The sequence below is a fragment of the Achromobacter sp. MYb9 genome (genome assembly GCF_002975275.1).
Lineage (GTDB): Bacteria > Pseudomonadota > Gammaproteobacteria > Burkholderiales > Burkholderiaceae_B > Achromobacter.
Genome location: NZ_PCOQ01000006.1, coordinates 1 through 16,197, shown reverse-complemented (window position 1 = coordinate 16,197; position 16,197 = coordinate 1). Strand labels below are relative to the sequence as shown.

The 16,197-nt window shown below is 65.9% G+C and carries 14 protein-coding genes; 4 read left to right on the top strand and 10 right to left on the bottom strand.

Annotated features, from left to right (window positions below; genetic code table 11):
- Positions 1-72: 72 nt before the first annotated feature.
- Genes CQ050_RS11270 through CQ050_RS11260 form a run of 3 tightly spaced genes read right to left on the bottom strand, consistent with a single transcriptional unit; the run spans position 73 to position 3,328 of the window.
- Positions 73-1,020 (bottom strand): tripartite tricarboxylate transporter substrate binding protein, encoded by a 948-nt coding sequence (locus tag CQ050_RS11270; protein ID WP_105557113.1) that lies wholly within the window; start codon positions 1,018-1,020, stop codon positions 73-75.
- 41 nt (positions 1,021-1,061) lie between these two features.
- Positions 1,062-2,114 (bottom strand): NADPH:quinone oxidoreductase family protein, encoded by a 1,053-nt coding sequence (locus tag CQ050_RS11265; protein WP_105557112.1) that lies wholly within the window; start codon positions 2,112-2,114, stop codon positions 1,062-1,064.
- On the bottom strand, positions 2,114-3,328 hold the full coding sequence (locus tag CQ050_RS11260) for a CaiB/BaiF CoA-transferase family protein (RefSeq protein WP_105557111.1): 1,215 nt from the start codon (positions 3,326-3,328) through the stop codon (positions 2,114-2,116). Before CQ050_RS11260 ends, CQ050_RS11265 begins: the two co-directional genes overlap by 1 nt.
- 89 nt (positions 3,329-3,417) lie before the next feature.
- Between CQ050_RS11260 and CQ050_RS11255 the strand changes: the two genes are divergently transcribed.
- Positions 3,418-4,356, top strand: coding sequence for a LysR family transcriptional regulator (locus tag CQ050_RS11255; RefSeq protein ID WP_105556918.1), 939 nt, complete (start codon positions 3,418-3,420; stop codon positions 4,354-4,356).
- Between the two features lie 57 nt (positions 4,357-4,413).
- Here CQ050_RS11255 and CQ050_RS11250 read toward each other — a convergent pair whose 3' ends face one another.
- Complete coding sequence (locus tag CQ050_RS11250; protein ID WP_105556917.1) at positions 4,414-4,857, bottom strand: MarR family winged helix-turn-helix transcriptional regulator; 444 nt, start codon at positions 4,855-4,857, stop codon at positions 4,414-4,416.
- Between the two features lie 3 nt (positions 4,858-4,860).
- Positions 4,861-6,459, bottom strand: coding sequence for an MDR family MFS transporter (locus tag CQ050_RS11245; RefSeq protein WP_105556916.1), 1,599 nt, complete (start codon positions 6,457-6,459; stop codon positions 4,861-4,863).
- Positions 6,460-6,856: 397 nt separating this feature from the next.
- On the opposite strand from CQ050_RS11245, the gene CQ050_RS11240 reads away from it, so the two are divergent.
- Entirely contained in the window at positions 6,857-9,346 is a 2,490-nt protein-coding gene (locus CQ050_RS11240; protein WP_105556915.1) for an AsmA family protein, read from the top strand.
- Positions 9,343-9,729 (top strand): MOSC N-terminal beta barrel domain-containing protein, encoded by a 387-nt coding sequence (locus tag CQ050_RS11235; RefSeq protein WP_105556914.1) that lies wholly within the window; start codon positions 9,343-9,345, stop codon positions 9,727-9,729. Before CQ050_RS11240 ends, CQ050_RS11235 begins: the two co-directional genes overlap by 4 nt.
- A 31-nt stretch (positions 9,730-9,760) precedes the next feature.
- On the opposite strand, the gene CQ050_RS11230 is transcribed toward CQ050_RS11235, so the two are convergent.
- The 4 genes from CQ050_RS11230 to rsmD form a co-directional block, all read right to left on the bottom strand.
- Complete coding sequence (locus CQ050_RS11230) at positions 9,761-10,993, bottom strand: benzoate/H(+) symporter BenE family transporter (protein WP_105556913.1); 1,233 nt, start codon at positions 10,991-10,993, stop codon at positions 9,761-9,763.
- The gene (locus tag CQ050_RS11225) at positions 10,990-11,241 is read right to left on the bottom strand and encodes a YfhL family 4Fe-4S dicluster ferredoxin (protein WP_006221659.1); all 252 of its coding nucleotides are present in this window, start codon (positions 11,239-11,241) and stop codon (positions 10,990-10,992) included. Before CQ050_RS11225 ends, CQ050_RS11230 begins: the two co-directional genes overlap by 4 nt.
- Positions 11,242-11,350: 109 nt before the next feature.
- Positions 11,351-11,854 (bottom strand): pantetheine-phosphate adenylyltransferase, encoded by a 504-nt coding sequence (gene coaD / locus CQ050_RS11220; protein WP_006227601.1) that lies wholly within the window; start codon positions 11,852-11,854, stop codon positions 11,351-11,353.
- A gap of 58 nt (positions 11,855-11,912) precedes the next feature.
- Complete coding sequence (rsmD, locus tag CQ050_RS11215; protein ID WP_105556912.1) at positions 11,913-12,479, bottom strand: 16S rRNA (guanine(966)-N(2))-methyltransferase RsmD; 567 nt, start codon at positions 12,477-12,479, stop codon at positions 11,913-11,915.
- Here rsmD and ftsY point away from each other — a divergent pair.
- Positions 12,478-13,809 (top strand): signal recognition particle-docking protein FtsY, encoded by a 1,332-nt coding sequence (gene ftsY, locus CQ050_RS11210; protein ID WP_199196787.1) that lies wholly within the window; start codon positions 12,478-12,480, stop codon positions 13,807-13,809. The genes rsmD and ftsY overlap by 2 nt on opposite strands.
- A gap of 104 nt (positions 13,810-13,913) precedes the next feature.
- Here ftsY and CQ050_RS11205 read toward each other — a convergent pair whose 3' ends face one another.
- Entirely contained in the window at positions 13,914-16,121 is a 2,208-nt protein-coding gene (locus tag CQ050_RS11205; RefSeq protein WP_105556911.1) for a phosphocholine-specific phospholipase C, read from the bottom strand.
- Between the last annotated feature and the right edge of the window lie 76 nt (positions 16,122-16,197).

The window sequence follows — 16,197 nt, the reverse complement described above, 5'->3', positions numbered from 1 at the left end:
CTCCACCGAACGGAGCTTGCCCGCCTTGCAGGCGTAGGCAAGCTCCTTTGCTTGGCAGTTCCCGGCGCGGCCCTATTGCGGCACGATGCCGGCGGCGGTGACGATTTCTCGCCATTTCTGGCCTTCAGCCAGATTGAAGCGCGCGAAGTCCGCCGGACTCGACCCCACCGGCTTGGCCCCCATGCTCGCGTATTGGCTGATCACATTCGGCTGCTTGAGCGCCAGCGCCGCATGCTCGGCCAGTTTGGCCGTGATGGCGGGCGGCGTGCCTTTGGGCGCCCACAATCCATACCACGTGCTGATATCGAAACCAGGGAAACCGGATTCCGCCATGGTCGGAACATCCGGCAGTTCCGGCACGCGCTGCGAGACGGTGACGGCCAGCGCTCGCAGCTTGCCCGACTTGATGAACGGGGTGGCCGAAGGCATGGAGTCGAACATGAGCTGGATCTGCCCGCCCACCAGATCGGTCAGCGCGGGCGCGCTCCCTTTGTAGGGCACGTGCTGCATCGGCTGGCCCGTGCGGGTCTTGAAGGATTCCCCTGCCAATTGCTGCGCCGACGCGCTGCCCGCCGAGCCGAAATTGAGCGGCTGTGTCTTGCCCATCGCCACCAGGTCCTGCACGGTCTTTGCGGGGCTGGACTGCGGCACCACCAGCACCAGGGGCACGTCCGCCAACTGCGTGATGGGCGTGAAATCCTTGAACGCGTCGTGACGCATGGACCGGTAGATGTACGGGTTGATGACGTGCAGCGAAGCATTGGCCAGGAATGTGTAGCCGTCGGGTGCGGCACGCGCCACCAGGTCCGCGCCGATCATGCCGCTGGCGCCCGGCCTGTTGTCCACGATGATGTTCTGGCCGATCGTCTTGGACATTTCGGCCGCCACGAGCCGCGACACGATGTCGGTGGGGCCGCCAGGCGGATACGGCACCACCATCGTGATTGGGCGGTTGGGATAGGCGTCGGCGGCGTCTGCCGGCATCGCGGCGGTCATGCCGGCGCAGGCCAGCGCCAGCATGGCAAGGCGGTTGAAGGCGGGCCGCGGTGCCTGGCGCGGGCTTAGGGCGTGGTCGCCGCAAGCGGCGGTGGGGGATTGCATGGGCTTGTCTCCGATATTATTTTGAGTGCCACTTTGCCCACGACCTGGCGGCTTTCCAGCGCTTCGAGCGCAGCGGCGAGTTCGGCGATCGGATAGACCGCCGTTACTGCGGGATGGATGCGCTTGCCGCGCGCCCATTCAAACAGGGTCGCCATGGCGCGCTGCATGGCAGGCGCATGGACCACGCGCTCGTCGGTGGGCGTCCAGCCCAGGTAGCGCCCGAAGAAAAAGCCGTGCAATGCAATATTCTTGACCAGCAGCAGGTTCAGCGGCGCTTGCGGCACGGTGCCGCTGGCAAAGCCCACGGACAGCATGCGTGCGTTCGCGGCGGCCGCGCGCACCCCGTACTCGAATGCCGTTCCCCCTACCGGATCGAACACGATGTCGGCGCCGCGGCCCTCGGTCAGCGCCTTGACCGCCGCCGCCATGTCGGCGTCCGCCAGCATGGCGTGGCTGGCGCCCGCCGCCAGCGCGGCTTGCCGCTTGGCCTCGGTGCTTGCGCAGGCGATGACGCGGGCGCCCAGCAGCGCGGCCAGTTCCACCGCGGCAAGACCCACGCCGGAGCCTGCGCCCAGCACCAGCACGGTTTCGCCCGGCTGCATGGCCGCGCGCCACAGCAAGCCGCAGTAAGCCGTGCCATACGAAATAGGCACGGGCAGCGCGTGCAGCGGCTCCAGGCCGTCCGGGACGGCGTAGACGGTGTACTCGGGCAATGTCAGCCGTTCCGCATAGCAGCCCCAGCGAGCCAGCGCCACCACGGTGTCGCCGGGGCGCAGCCGTGTCGCCGCGCTACCGCAGGCCAGCACTTGGCCGACGGCCTCGGTTCCTGGCACGAAGGGCATGGGTGGGCGGGTCTGGTAGCGGCCTTCGATCAGCAGTTTGGTGGCGTGGCTGACGCTGGCGTATTGCACCTGGATCATGACTTCGGACGGGCCCGGTGGCCGAGCATCGGGCGCGTCGCGCAACGCCACGTCGCGCACGGGGCCGAACTGTTCGCAGAGCAGGGCGCGCATCATGCCTGCTCCGGTTGCGTGTCGTCCTGCCGCAGCGCGCCCGCCGTCATCAGCGCGCGAATGTCGGCCTGGCTCCACCCCCAGTCTTGCAGCACCTCGGTGGAATGCTGGCCGATCCGCGGCGCCGGCGTCAACGGCCGCCGCCGCGCCAGGCCGGGTAGCGGCGCATAGGGCAATGCGCCCACGCCGGGCTGGTCCAGCGTCTGCAGCAGTTCCACGTGCGCGGCCTGCGCATGCGCCGCCAGATCGTCGTAGTCGCGCACCGTTGCGTGTAAAACCTCTTCGCGCGCCAGCCGTTCGATCCAGTGCGCCGAAGGCCGGGTGGCCAACTGCGCCGCAATCTGCTCATGCAATTCGTTCAGCCGCGCCATGCGGCCGGCGTTGTCCGCGTAGGCGGGCTGCTGCAGCCATTCGGGCCGTTCCAGCGCGCGGCACAGGCGGGCGAACTGCTCATTGTTCAGCGCCAGCACCGATAGCCTGCCGTCAGCGGTGTCGAACACGCCGTTGGGCGCGCTGACCGGGCCGGCGCGTCGCGCGCCCGCCATGGCGTGGGCCAGGATGTCATTCACCTGCAGCGCGGCGCACGCTTGGAACAGGCTAAGCTCGACATGGCTGCCGCGACCCGTCCTGGCTTGCCGGTACAGCGCGGCGGCCGTGGCCTGCGCGGCATACAGGGCGGTGGCGATATCCGCCATCAGCATGCCCATGCGGCGCGGCGTCCCGGCCTCGTCCTGGTTCGCGTACATGAGACCGCTGTCGGCTTGCATGACCGAATCCGACGCGGGCGCGCCGGCGTAAGGGCCGTCCGGCCCGTAACCGCTGATCGACACATAGACCATGCCCGGCGCGTGCTGCCGCACGTCTGCGTAGCCCACGCCCATGCGTTCGGCGACGCCAGGGCGGAAGTTCTGGATCAACACGTCGGCGCTTCCGGCAAGGCGGCGCAGCGCCTTTTTTCCCTCGGGATGGCGCGCGTCCAGGCACACGCCGCGCTTGCCGGCGTTGTAGGCCACCGATAGCGCGCTGTGCCCGTCGCGCTGCGTGCCGACATGGCGGCCCCAGTCACCGGCGGGCGGCTCCACCTTGATGACTTCGGCGCCTTGCTGCCACAACATCTGCGCGCAATACGGGCCGGCGATGCCCTGGCTGATATCGAGCACGCGCAAACCGGAAAAGGGACCGCAGGCCTCATCGGCATCAACAGCAGGGTTCATGGCATCCATGGGCGGGAGATTGATAGGCCGATGGTAGACTCGGCTCGTCCGGTGGACAATCCAAGCAGTTGTTCCTTTAATGGTGAACAATGATTGACAAAGAGTTGGATCTGAACCTGGTCAGGCTGTTCGTCGCGATGGTGGAATCGCGCAACCTCAGCGCGGCCGCCGAGCGCTGCGGCATGACCCGTTCAAACATGTCGCACCGGTTGAAGCGGCTGGAACTTGCGATGGGTTCGCAGCTTTTGCGCCGTACCACCCGACATGTGGAGCTGACCCAGGCGGGGCAATTGCTGTATCAGCACGGCGTGCGGTTGCTGGATGAAATGCGTACGGCGCAAGCCTCCATCCATAGCCTGGATGGCACCGTGCGCGGCGACGTTCGGATACGCCTGCCCACGGGGCTGGGCCATCTTTATCTTGCGCCGGTGCTGCTGGACTTCACGCGCCGCTATCCCGATATTTCATTGCGCGTCCACATCAATGACGCCATCGGCGACCTGGTGTCGGCCGAAGTGGATATGGCCCTGAAGATCACGTCCGCGCCGCCGGAAGACCATGTGGCGCGGCGTATTTGCGACGTCCAGTGGTGCCTGTGCGCGACGCCGGATTTCCTACGCCGCCAAGGGCCGGTGACGACGCTTGAGCAGTTGGGCCTTTGTTCGTTGATCGCGCCGCAATCGCTGGGCCGGCGCTTTGATCTGCGCTGCAAGCGCGAAGATGGCGACCCGCTGCTGCTGCGTGTGGCGCCAAGGGTGCAGTCCGGCGACTATCCCTTCTTGCGCGATGCCGTCATGGCCGGATTGGGCGTGGCGCTGCTGCCCCGCTACGCGGTATGGAGCCAGCTGCGCGACGGCGAGCTGGTCGAGGTTCTGCCCGAGCTGGAACCGGAAGGCGTGGGCAACGCCATCTATTTGCTGACCGCTCCGAATCGTTTTCCGTCGATGGCCACGCGGACATTGGTGGAGCATCTGCGCGAACATATCGAACAGCATCGCGGCGATTGGCAGCGCGTTGCCGCTGCTTGATGGCCTGGGTCTGGGCCTGGCTCTGGCCCACGCCGCGGCCGTCCTTGTGCGAACGAGCTACGCGGGCTTGCCGCCCGCCGCGCGCAGAAAGTTTTCTTCCAGCACGCTGAGCACGCGGTTCAATGTCTCGACATCAGCCACCGATAAGCCCTTGAGCGCTTCCTCGAAGAAGGCCGCACGCTTGGGCAGGGCGTTGTTCACCACGACCTGCCCGGCCGGCGTGAGGGTGGCGTTGGTCAGGCGGTTGTCTTGCGGGTCGACCGCGCGCGAGATCCATCCCAGTTTCTGCATGGCCTGCAACTGGCGCGTCAGTGATGCGGGGTCCAGGCGGCAGCGTTCGGCCAGATGCTTTTGCGAGCACTGTCCGCATTCGTGCAGCGCCAGCAGAATGCGCCAACGGGGCAGGGCGTGCCCCACCTTGCTGCTGAACGCGCTTTGCATCACGCGGTACGTCTGCCCCATGTGCTGGACGACTTGCAGGCCTTGTTGTTGTTTGGGCAAAAGCTACTCTCCGACGCCCGCGGGCTCCGCTTTCGGAGGCCGGGCCAATTGCACCAGGGGCACGCGCCGCACGCACCACAGCGCGAAGATGGCGACGGCCAGCGCGATGAGCTGCCCTTCGTGGATGGCGCCCACCAGCGCAACGCGCGCGATCTCGATCAACGACGTGCCGTCCTGGCCTTGATGCGCCAATTGTGCCAGGAACTGCGTTTGCGCCGCAGGATTCACCAGCATCTGCGGATCGTTCAGTTCCGGCAGCCATTGCGCCGAGGCGCCGCGCAGCGTGGATTCGACGCCGCTGAAATAGCTGTGGCTCACCATCGTGCCGACCACCGCCGTGCCCAGCATGCCGCCGATCATGCGCAAGGATTGCAGCAGCGCCGTGGCGATGCCCAGGTGCGTGCGTCCGGCCGTCTGCTGCGCGAAAACGGTAAGGTTGGGCATGATGAAGCCCATGCCCAGGCCCGCCATCAGCATGTAGACCGCGATCAGCCCGTGTGACGTATAGCTATGGGTGGTAACAATACCCAAACAGGACAGGGCCATCAGCAGGAAGCCGGCGTAGAGCATCCGGTTGGGGTTGCGGATGCGGGTAATGACGCGCCCGTTGATGATGCTGCCGACCGTGATGAAGACGACCATGGGGGTGATCAGCAGGCCGGCGTCTTGTGGCGACAGGCCGAAGCCGCCTTGCAGCAGCAGGGGCGCGTAGAACAGCAGCGAGTACATCGTCACGCCCACCAGCAGGGCCAGCGTGAAGAGCGCGGCCAGGCCACGGTTGCGGAACATGTCCAGCGGCAAGAGCGGGTGCGGGCAGCGCTTTTCCCACCAATACAGCAGCGCGAACGCGGCGATGCTGCCCGCGCCCAGCAGCACGATCAAGGCGCTAAGGCCTTCCTTGGGCAAGAGTTCGACCAGCAACTGCAGGCTGCCCAGCGCCAGCGCGATCAATAGCGCGCCTTGCCAGTCCAGCCGCACTTTGCCCGACGTATGGTTGCGCAGGTGCGGCAGATAGCGCGTCACGAACCACAGGCCCAGGATGCCGATCGGCAGGTTCACGTAGAACACCGAGCGCCAGCCATAGTGTTCAGTCAGCGCGCCGCCCAGCGTGGGGCCGACGGCGTTGGCGATGCCGAAGGCGGAACTGAGCATGACCTGCCAGCGCAGCCGCACGTGCGGGTCGGGAAACAGGTCGGGGATCGACGCGAAGGCGGTGCCCACCAGCATGCCGCCGCCAATGCCTTGCAAAGCCCGCGCCAGCACCAGCGTGAACATGCTGTCGGCCGCGCCGCACAGCACCGAGGCCAGCGTGAACAGGATGATCGCGGCCACCACGAAAGGCTTGCGGCCGTAGTAGTCGCCCAGGCGTCCGAAGATCGGTACCGTGATGACGGAGGTCAGCAGGTAAGACGTCGCAACCCATGCATACAGTTCGAAGCCCTTGAGTTCGGCCACAATGGTCGGCAACGCAGTACCCACCACCGTCTGGTCGATGGCGACCATCATCATGACGAAGCACATGCCCAGCATGGCCATCAAGGTCTGGCGGAAAGGAAGCACTTGGCCGGGCGAATGCGGAGTGCTGGGGGCGGGGGCGGGCATTGTTGGATGGGTCAATGATTGATAGATCAATCATTCTAGTCCTACAATCCGCCAGACAGAAAGCCGTCAGCTTCCAGGCCTTGCCAAAGGTGGGCAAGGCAGCCGATTCGCCCGGGTTTTTGGCATCGCGGCCGGGTTGGCATCGCGAAGCCGGCCCGATTTGTTACGATAGCGGAATCTGCACGCTGGTCATGCCGGCGTCTTCAGCAGGCCTTCCTTGGTAGACCCTCTCTTTTGGCGCCGCAGCCACAGGCTTCCGGCAGAAGCGAGGACTCGCCCTAAAAGGCACACAGCTCCAATTGGCGCGTGGTTTTCCACCGCTATTAGCACCATCCCCGCGCCATGGCGCGGTGGACGGCATTCAAGGATTTCCAGTCGAGGTACCGACGGGGCGGCAATGAAAACGTGGTTCAAGCGCATTTTGATAGGCCTGGTGGTGTTGGTTGTCGTGGCCGTCGTTGGCCTGGCCATCTTCTTGCTGACATTCGATCCCAACGCGTACAAGTACAAGCTGGAAGAGCTTGTGCAGGAACGCTATCACCGCACCCTCACGATCGATGGCGAGATCGAGCTGTCGCTCTTCCCGCGCATCGGCCTGTCGGTGCAGGGCGTCTCGCTGTCCGAGCCCAATAGCTCCGACACCTTCGCTTCCATCGAAAGCACTCGATTGGCGGTCGCGGTATGGCCGCTGCTGTCGAACAGCTTCGTGGTGGACCATGTGGCCATCAGCGGCTTCAAGGCGCGCGTGGTGCGGGACAAGGACGGCCAGTTCAATTTCAGCAACCTCGTCGGCGGCACGCCCGTGATCATGACCGCGCCGGCCAATCCCGCCGAAGCGTTGGTGGGGGCGGCCCAGACCGCGGCCCAGGCCATCACCAGCGGCACGTTGCCGCAGACCCGCAACAACATGCAGATCGACATCGCCGGGCTGGACCTGAAGGATGGCGAAGTGCAGTTGCAGGACGCGATCTCGGGCATGGCCGTGGCCGTGACGAAGATCAACGCCAACACCGGCCGCGTCACGTTCAACCAGCCGTTCGATGTGCGCCTGACGGCGCGCGTCGAAGGCGGCAACCCGCGTGTCGACGCCAACCTGACCGGCCAGGCCTTGCTGACGCTTGACCCGTCGGCCAAGCGCTACGCGGCTCAGAAGCTGGATCTGCGCATGGACGGCAAGCTGCCCGGCGCCGAGGCCAAGAGCCTGGCCATGCGCGGCAACCTGGCCTTCAATGGCCAGAAGTCGGCATTGGACGTGGCGGGCCTGGAAGTGGTTTTCCAAGGCGACATCACCGATCCCGCCGCGCGCGCCACCAATGTGGAAGCCAGCGTGGCCATGCCCAAACTGGCGATTGATCCGCACAAGAGCCAGCTGCAGATCGAAAAGCTGGCGGTGCGCGCCAAGGGCTCTTCCCCGGACGGCCCGTTTGAACTGGCGGTGGACGCGCCTGCGCTGAATATCTCGCCCGCGTCGGCCACCGGCGAAGCGCTGACCGGCCGTGTGCGCCTCAGTGGCCTGGACGCCAGCTTCGGCCTGAACGGCATCAGCGGCAACGCTGGCGAGCTGGACATCAAGGAAGCCAAGGTCGACAGCACCTCCAAGAACGGCGAACGCGTGGTGAAGCTGAACTTTGCTTCGCCCCTGACGTTGAACCTGCTGCAACGCAGTGGCGGCCTGTCCGGCTTGCGTGGCGACGTCAACATTACCGACCCGGGGTTGCCCAAGGGCAGCTTGCAGATTCCCGTGATCGGCAGCCTGACCGTGGACCTGCTGAAAGACCAGGCCAGCAGCAAGATCAACGCCGTGCTGGAAGGCGGCAAGTTCGACCTTAGCGCCGACATCACCAAGCTTTCCGATACGCCGATGGTGAAGTTCGCCCTGGCGGTGGATACGCTGGACCTGGACAAGCTGGTGCCGCCCGTCGCGGCAGCGCCGGCCAAGCCGCCCGCCGAAGGCAAGAAAGACGAGTCCAAGCCTGCGGCACCCGCCGCGCCCGTGGACGATTCGATCGATCTGTCCGCGCTGGTGGGCCCCAGCGTCAACGGCACCTTGAAGGTCGGCAAGCTGGTCGTGCGCGGCCTGAAGGCCGACGAAGTTGCCGCGGTGGTCAAACTGGACAAGGGCAAACTCGACATCTCCAGCCTCACCGCAGGCCTGTACGGTGGCAAGCTGGCCGGTGCGTTGTCCGTGGACGCCGCGCAGGGCAACCAGTTGGCCACCAAGATGTCGTTGGCGGGTATTGCCATCGAACCGTTGCTGATGGACCTGGCGAACCGGAACGTGCTGAGCGGCACGGGCAGCCTGGCGCTGGACCTGAAGACGGGCGGCGCCAATGTCTATGCAATGAAGAGCGGCCTGGGCGGCACCGTGCAGGTGCGCCTGCGCGATGGCGCGGTCAAGGGTATCAACCTGACGCAGACGCTGCGCGAGTTGAAGGCGGCGTTCAAGCCCGAGTCGCAAGACGAGACCGTGGCCGCCGACACCAGCAAGCAGACCGAATTCTCGGAGATGGACGCCGATCTGGCCTTCACCAAGGGCGTGGCCGCCGTGAAGCGCTTGAACGTCGTGTCGCCGCTGCTGCGCGTCACGCAGGGCGAACCGGCCACCATCGACTTCGTGAAGAGCGAGCTGGACCTGGTGGCGCGCGCGCGCGTCGTCAATCCGGCTGCCGATCCCGAGGGCAAGGAACTGATTGATCTGAAAGATGTGACGATCCCGGTGCACGTGAAGGGCCATTTCGACAAGCCGACCTATACCGTGCTGTGGAAGGACGCCATCGGCAACATCCTCAAACGCAGCCTGGAAAACAAGCTGCGGGAAGCCGTCACGGGCAAGGGCAAGAATGGCGCGCCGCTGGATAAGGCCTTGAAGGGATTGCTGGGCAAATGAGCACCGAAAATTTCCAGCCCATCGCGGAATGCGGCGTCACGTCGCAGTCGGCCGCGGCCGCGTATCACCGGCAATGGCTGATTGCTAACGATTCCGGTCAGTGGTTGAACCGCGAATTGTGCCCCCGGCTTGCCGACGTGTCGGTTGAGCTGCGCCTGGGTTATCTGGTGCTGAAGGCGCCGGGCATGCTGCGCATGGATATTCCGCTGGACGTCATCGAAGACGACGACAGCGTGCGCTACAGCATGAAGGTGGGTGAGCAGACCATCGACGTGATCGACGAAGGGGAGCTGGCCGCGGCCTGGATCTCGAACTTCGTGCAGGTGCCCTGCCGCATCATGAAGGTGCACCCGGACACGCCCGTGGCCGCCTGGCCCGCTTGAGCCAGATCACCCGCCGGAGCCATCCGGCGGACTAGGCGCCCAACCTGGCGCGCTTGTATTCGAATGCGGTGTGGGCCAGCAGGCCCGCGGCCAAGCCCCAGAAGGCCGACCCGATTCCCCAGAAGCTGAACCCCGACGCCGTTGCCAGCAAGGTGATGAGCGCCGCTTCGCGCCGTTGCGGGTTGGCCATCGCGGCGGCCATGCCGCCCATGATCGTGCCCAGCAGCGCCAGACCGGCCAACGCGGCCAGCAGCGCCGCGGGCAAGGCCTGGAAGAACACCGCCACGGCGCCCGCCACGACGCTTAACCCGACATAGCCCAGCCCGTAGGTCGCCGCCGCGATATAGCGTTTGGCGGGGTCGGGGTGCGCTTCGGGGCCGGTGCAGATGGCCGCGCTGATGGCGCCCATGGTGACGCTGTGCGCGCCGAAGGGGGCGGCCAGCAAACCCAGCAGGCCCGTGGCGGCCACGATGCGCGAAGCAGGGGGGCGATAGCCGGCGGCTTGCAGGATCGCCAGGCCGGGCAGATTCTGCGACGCCATGGCCACGACGAACAGCGGGATACCCAGGCTGACGATGGCCTGGGCGCTGAAGGTGGGCGTGGTCCAGACGAATTCCGTCAGGTGCCAGTCCAGCAAGTCCAGGCGAATCAGGTCCAGCCCGAAGGCTAGCGCGATGGCGATCACCATCACCACCAGCACGGCATAGCGCGGCGCCCAGCGCCGGCAGGCCAGATAGGTGGCACACATCGCCAGGACCAGCGCGGGCTGCTTGCCGACGCTGCTGAAGATGCCCATGCCGAAGTTGAGCAGCACGCCGGCCAGCATGGCGGCGGCGATTTCGCCGGGGATCCGGCGCAGGATGGGATCGATCCAGCCAAACAGCCCACAGAGCAATGTCAGGCTGGCGGCCAGCACGTAGGCGCCGATTGCTTCATTGAAGGGGACGCCGACCAGCGCCGTGACGAGCAGCGCGGCGCCGGGCGTGGACCAGGCCATGACGATGGGCAGCCCGGTGCGCAGGCTGTAGAACGCGCCGCCGAATCCGAAGGCCAGGCTCAACGAGCCGATCCAGGAGCCGATCTGCGCCGAATTCAGGCCCGCGGCATGGCCGGCCTGCACCATCAGGACGGCGGTGCCGCCGAAGCTGACCAGCACGGCGACCAGGCCGGCGGCGACCGCCGAGGCGGACACGTCACGGCGCGCGTGGTGGGGAGCTGGCGACGGAGAGGGAAGGTTGATGCCCGTCTGCGTCGTGTCGCTCATGCGGCACCGGTCAGGCGGCGGTATTTGGCCATGAGCTGCTCTTGGCCTTCGTTCCATTGCGGGTGCAGTTCAATGCACTCCACCGGGCACACCACCTTGCACTGGGGTTCGTCGTGATGGCCGACGCACTCCGTGCATTTGTCTGGGTCGATGACGTAATAGTCGTCGCCCATGGAAATCGCGTCGTTCGGGCACTGGGGCTCGCAAACGTCGCAATTAATGCATTCTTCGGTGATCAGCAGGGCCATGATGGGCAGCGGAGGAAAGCCAGGGGCGGCTCACATTGTACTGCCGGGCCGGAAAGCGCAAGAAGGGCGCGAAATCGCGCCCTTCTGGGATGGTGCGGCGCGTGGCGGATCAGCCCGGCCAGGACTGTTCGCGGCGCTCTTTGGCTTTTTCCTGCAGCCAGCGTTCGACGGACGGGAACACGAACTTGCTGACGTCGCCGCCCAACTGGGCGATTTCGCGCACGATCGTGCCCGAGATGAACTGGTACTGGTCCGACGGGGTCATGAACAGCGTTTCCACGTCGGGCAGCAGATGGCGATTCATGCCGGCCATCTGGAATTCGTATTCGAAGTCGGACACGGCGCGCAGGCCGCGGACGATGACACGGCCGCCCTGGTCGCGGACGAAGTCTTTCAGCAAGCCGCCGAAGCTCTGCACTTCCACGTTGGGGTAGTGGCCCAGGACTTCACGGGCAATTTCCACGCGTTCGTCGATGCTGAAGAAAGGCTTTTTGTTGCGGCTAAGCGCGATGCCCACCACGACTTTGTCGAAAAGCGTGGCCGCGCGGCGGACCAGGTCTTCGTGGCCCCGGGTCAGCGGGTCGAAAGTGCCGGGATATACAGCGATGATCATGCGAGCTCCGTACCGTTATTAGTGGTGTACACCATCCTCCGAAGCTCGGATTATTGATCTATTTCCGCAATGCAGCAAATTCGAGCAAATGGTAGTGGACCGCACCTGCCTTGTCCTGCCGCAAGATCTGGAATCCTTCGGGCGCTTCGATGGCGGTTTCCGCCTCGACATAGACTAGCCCACGCTCGGTCAAAATGCCCGGCAGGATGGGCCAGAGTCGCGGTAGCCAGCCCTGTCCAAATGGCGGATCCAACAGGATGAGGTCAAATCGGGACGCATCCATCCGTTCGGCGACCTGCATCGCGTCGCCCACATGGATGCGTATCATGTCGGCTTTGAGCTTGTCGCGCAGTGTCCGCAGCGCGGACGCGGCGGTTTTGTCCCGCTCGACCATCTGCACATGCGCCACGCCGCGCGAGGCTGCCTCGAACCCCAGGGCGCCGCTGCCGGCGAACAGATCCAGCACCTGTTTGTCGGCGAATTCGCCGGCCCACAGGTGATTCAGCCAGTTGAACAGTGTCTCGCGCACCCGGTCGGGCGTGGGGCGCAGCGTCTCCACGTCGGGCACGGCGATGGGGGTGCGCCTGTATTGGCCACCGACGATACGAATATACTTGTTACCCATGTTTAGCCGCTTCTTCAAGAAAAAATCCCCACCGCCCGCCGCGCCGGCTCAGCCCGCGCCGCCGCCTGAGGTCGTAGACGCCGCCGTCGCGCCTGCGAAGCCCGCCGCCGCGCCGGAGATTCCGCCGGCCGCCACGCCGGCCGCACCCGCTCCGAATCCTGTGGTTGCCGCGCCGACGCCTGCGTCGGTGCCCGATCAGGAGCCCGCGCCTGTGCCTGTCGCACCGACCGTGCAGACAGCACCGGCTGCTCCGACTGTAGCGCCGATCGCACGCGCCGATGCGCCGGCTCCGACTTCAGCGCCAGCGCCTGCCGTGCCCGTCGCGGTCACCGCGCCTGCACCTGCACCTGCTCCTGCTTCGGAACCTGTTCCAGAACCCGCTCCGGCCGTCGAACCGGTGCCCGCCGAAGCGCCCAAAAAAGCGTCGTGGCTCTCTCGGTTGAAGCAGGGCCTGTCGCGGACCGGCCAGAGCATTGGCGGCATCTTCATCGGCGTCAAGGTCGACGAAAACCTGTTCGAGGAACTCGAATCGGCGCTCATTATGGCCGATGCGGGCCTGGAGGCCACCGAGAAGCTGCTGACCGCGCTGCGCGCGCGCGTCAAGAAGGAACGCATCGAAGACCCGGCCAAGGTGAAGACGGCCCTGCGCCAATTGCTGGCCGACCACCTGCGTCCGCTGGAGCGCGCGTTCGACCTGACCCGCACCAAACCGCTGGTGGTGATGATCGCCGGCGTGAACGGCGCGGGCAAGACGACTTCCATCGGCAAACTCGCCCACACGTTCCAACGCCAGGGCGCCAGCGTCCTGCTGGCTGCAGGCGACACCTTCCGCGCCGCCGCGCGCGAACAACTGGTGGAATGGGGCAGCCGCAATAACGTCAGCGTCATTGCGCAGGATGGGGGCGACCCTGCCGCCGTGGCGTTCGACTCGGTCAACGCCGGCCGCGCACGCGGCATGGGCGTGGTCATGGTGGACACCGCGGGGCGCTTGCCGACGCAGTTGCACCTGATGGAAGAACTGAAGAAGATCCGCCGCGTCATCGGCAAGGCCGACGCCACCGCGCCGCACGAAGTGCTGCTGGTGGTGGACGGCAACACCGGGCAGAACGCGCTGGCGCAGATCCGCGCGTTCGACGCGGCCATCACGCTGACAGGCCTGGTCGTGACCAAGCTGGACGGCACGGCCAAGGGCGGCACGCTGGCGGCCGTTGCCGCAGGCAGCCAGGGGGTGCGTCCGATCCCGGTCTACTGGATCGGCGTGGGCGAAAGCCTCGAAGACCTGCAGCCTTTCGTGGCGGACGAATTCGCCGCGGCCTTGCTGGCGGACTGATCCGCCAGCAGGTCCGACACAACGGGGCGGTGCGCAAGCGCCGCCCCGTTGCCATTTGCGCGCAATATCCGCGGAAATCCGCGAAGTGAGCCGCGCCGCTACCGTCAGGCCGTCGCGTCAGGCACCTGGCCCATCGCCGGATCGCTGACCCCGTCCTTGCCCGTTTCCATGCGGCCGGCAAAGCGGCGTTGGAACGCGGCATAGCCTTCGCATGCCACCGCAAAGTCGTACCACTGCCCGCTGTCGCTTACCGGCCAGCTCAGTTCACCGGTCTGGCCGGCTTGCACGGTGGCGGTCCAGGGGCCGTCGCTGCGGTATGCCTTGGCGCTGACGGTGAATGTGCAAGCCTGGTTGCCGTTGTTGTGCAGCTTGACTTGCACCTGCGGGTCGTCGCAAGGCACGTAGCACACCTGGATCTCGGGTTGCGCGCCGCCGGTCTGCATCAAGTCGCCCGCGAAGGCGCGGTGATAGCCGTTCGGCCCCAACACCCACAAGTCGTACTTGCCGCTGTCGGCGGACACATCCCAGGCGTCGTCCAGCGACTTGCCCGCCTCGACCACATAGCGGCGCGGGATGCGGTCCAGATGCAGCTTGTCGTACACGTGGAAGACGGCGGCCGCCTGACCGTTGCTGGCGTTGGCGAATAGCAGCCTGACGCGGTTCTCGCGCGGCTCTTCGCGGGCGCTCGTGTGCAGCTCGTAGGGCAGCGCGCGCGAGGGTCGGGTGCCGGGCGCCTGCTTGGCCAGCGTCTGTTGCGTGGGGATTGCGATGGCAGGCTGCGATTCCTGCCAGGTGGTCAGGCCGTCGGCGTCCGTCTTGGTCGTGCGGCCCGACAACGTCGGCAGGGCGGCACTGTTGGGCGATACGAAATTCAGCGTCGAGGTGAGGTCACCGCAGACCGCGCGCCGGAACGCGCTGATGTTGGGTTCGACGACGCCGAACCGTTGTTCCAGGAAGCGCAGCGCGGATGTGTGGTCGAACACCTGCGAATTGACCCAGCCGCCGCGGCTCCACGGCGAAATCACCCACATCGGCACGCGCATGCCGGGGCCGTAGGGCTTGCCGTCGGCGGTCAACTGCTTGGGCGTGGCAGGCGGGTAGGTGAAGTACTCGAACGCCATCTCGGCGTCCGTCAGCGTGGACTTGCCCGCCAGCGTGCCATCGTCGTTGCGCGATGGCGCGGACGGCGTCGGCATGTGGTCGAAGAAGCCATCGTTTTCGTCGTAGGTCACCAGAAATACGGTCTTGCTCCAGACCTCGGGCGATTGCGTCAGGGCGTCCAGCGCGGCCTGTATGTACCACGCGCCCTTGGCGGGGCTGGAGGGGCCGGGGTGTTCGCTGTAGGCGGCGGGCGGGATGATCCACGACACTTCCGGCAGCGTGCCGTTCATCACGTCGTCACGCAGGCTTTGAAGAAAGCCGCCGTCGGGCATGGTGTTGCCAAAGCCCTTGGCCAGCGGGCTGTAGAGATCGTCGATGGCGGGGTTGTAGGCCGGGCCGCCCTGGTTGGTCACTTGCCGGTCCGCCGGCATCTTTTCGATTTCGGCGCGCCAGTGCCGGAAGCTCATCATCTCGTTGCAGCCGAAGTTGTCCGGGATGTTCTGGTAGACCTTCCAGCTCACTCCCGCCTGCTGCAGGCGGTCGGCGTAGGTCGTCCAGGTCCAGCCTTCGGTGGACGGGCCCACATCGGCGCCATCGTTCATTTCGTTCATCACGACCGACACGTTGTCGCCCGACGGACCGTTGGTGCCGGTCCAGAAGAAAAGCCGGTTGGGGATGGTGCCCGCGTGCATCGCACAGTGATAGTTGTCGCACAGCGTGAAGGCGTCGGCCAGCGCGCGGTGAAAAGGGACTTCGGCGGTCTCGTAGTAGCCCATGGACAGCGGCTGCTTGACGCTTGCCCACTTGTTCATGCGGCCATGGTCCCAGGCCGCCTGGCAATCGGGCCAGGAGTGCGGCGTGCTGCCGGCACGCTGTGCGTTGCCCAGCGTCGTGTCCAGGTGATAGGGCAGCTCTTCGGTGCCGTCGCTGCGCGTTTGGTGGAATACCGACTTGCCGTTGACCAGCGGAATGGGGAACCGGTCGCCGAAGCCGCGCACGCCGGGGAAGGTGCCGAAGTAGCCGTCGAAAGAACGGTTTTCCAGCATCAGCATCACGACGTGCTTGACGTCCTGGATGGTGCCCGTCGGGCTGCTGGCTTCAATGGCCAGCGCGCGGCGGATGCTGGGCGGGAACATCGACAAGGCGCTTACGGCAGCGGTGGTTCCCAGCGTGGTCTTGAAGAATTTTCTTTTGGAGGCGTCGAACGTCATTGGCTTCTCTGTCGTTGAAGGTCGGAGGGGAACGGGCTCAGGGGGCGCAGTGCGACGCGCACGCGGCGGGCGGCGG

What these genes read in the sequence shown, in the direction of transcription:
- CQ050_RS11270 (WP_105557113.1), bottom strand. Translation starts at nt 1,020, where the DNA reads ATGCTGGCGCTGGCCTGCGCCGGCATGACCGCCGCGATGCCGGCAGAC.
- CQ050_RS11265 (WP_105557112.1), bottom strand. Translation starts at nt 2,114, where the DNA reads ATGCGCGCCCTGCTCTGCGAACAGTTCGGCCCCGTGCGCGACGTGGCG.
- CQ050_RS11260 (WP_105557111.1), bottom strand. Translation starts at nt 3,328, where the DNA reads ATGAACCCTGCTGTTGATGCCGATGAGGCCTGCGGTCCCTTTTCCGGT.
- CQ050_RS11255 (WP_105556918.1), top strand. Translation starts at nt 3,418, where the DNA reads ATGATTGACAAAGAGTTGGATCTGAACCTGGTCAGGCTGTTCGTCGCG.
- CQ050_RS11245 (WP_105556916.1), bottom strand. Translation starts at nt 6,459, where the DNA reads ATGCCCGCCCCCGCCCCCAGCACTCCGCATTCGCCCGGCCAAGTGCTT.
- CQ050_RS11240 (WP_105556915.1), top strand. Translation starts at nt 6,857, where the DNA reads ATGAAAACGTGGTTCAAGCGCATTTTGATAGGCCTGGTGGTGTTGGTT.
- CQ050_RS11235 (WP_105556914.1), top strand. Translation starts at nt 9,343, where the DNA reads ATGAGCACCGAAAATTTCCAGCCCATCGCGGAATGCGGCGTCACGTCG.
- CQ050_RS11230 (WP_105556913.1), bottom strand. Translation starts at nt 10,993, where the DNA reads ATGAGCGACACGACGCAGACGGGCATCAACCTTCCCTCTCCGTCGCCA.
- CQ050_RS11225 (WP_006221659.1), bottom strand. Translation starts at nt 11,241, where the DNA reads ATGGCCCTGCTGATCACCGAAGAATGCATTAATTGCGACGTTTGCGAG.
- coaD (WP_006227601.1), bottom strand. Translation starts at nt 11,854, where the DNA reads ATGATCATCGCTGTATATCCCGGCACTTTCGACCCGCTGACCCGGGGC.
- ftsY (WP_199196787.1), top strand. Translation starts at nt 12,478, where the DNA reads ATGTTTAGCCGCTTCTTCAAGAAAAAATCCCCACCGCCCGCCGCGCCG.
- rsmD (WP_105556912.1), bottom strand. Translation starts at nt 12,479, where the DNA reads ATGGGTAACAAGTATATTCGTATCGTCGGTGGCCAATACAGGCGCACC.
- CQ050_RS11205 (WP_105556911.1), bottom strand. Translation starts at nt 16,121, where the DNA reads ATGACGTTCGACGCCTCCAAAAGAAAATTCTTCAAGACCACGCTGGGA.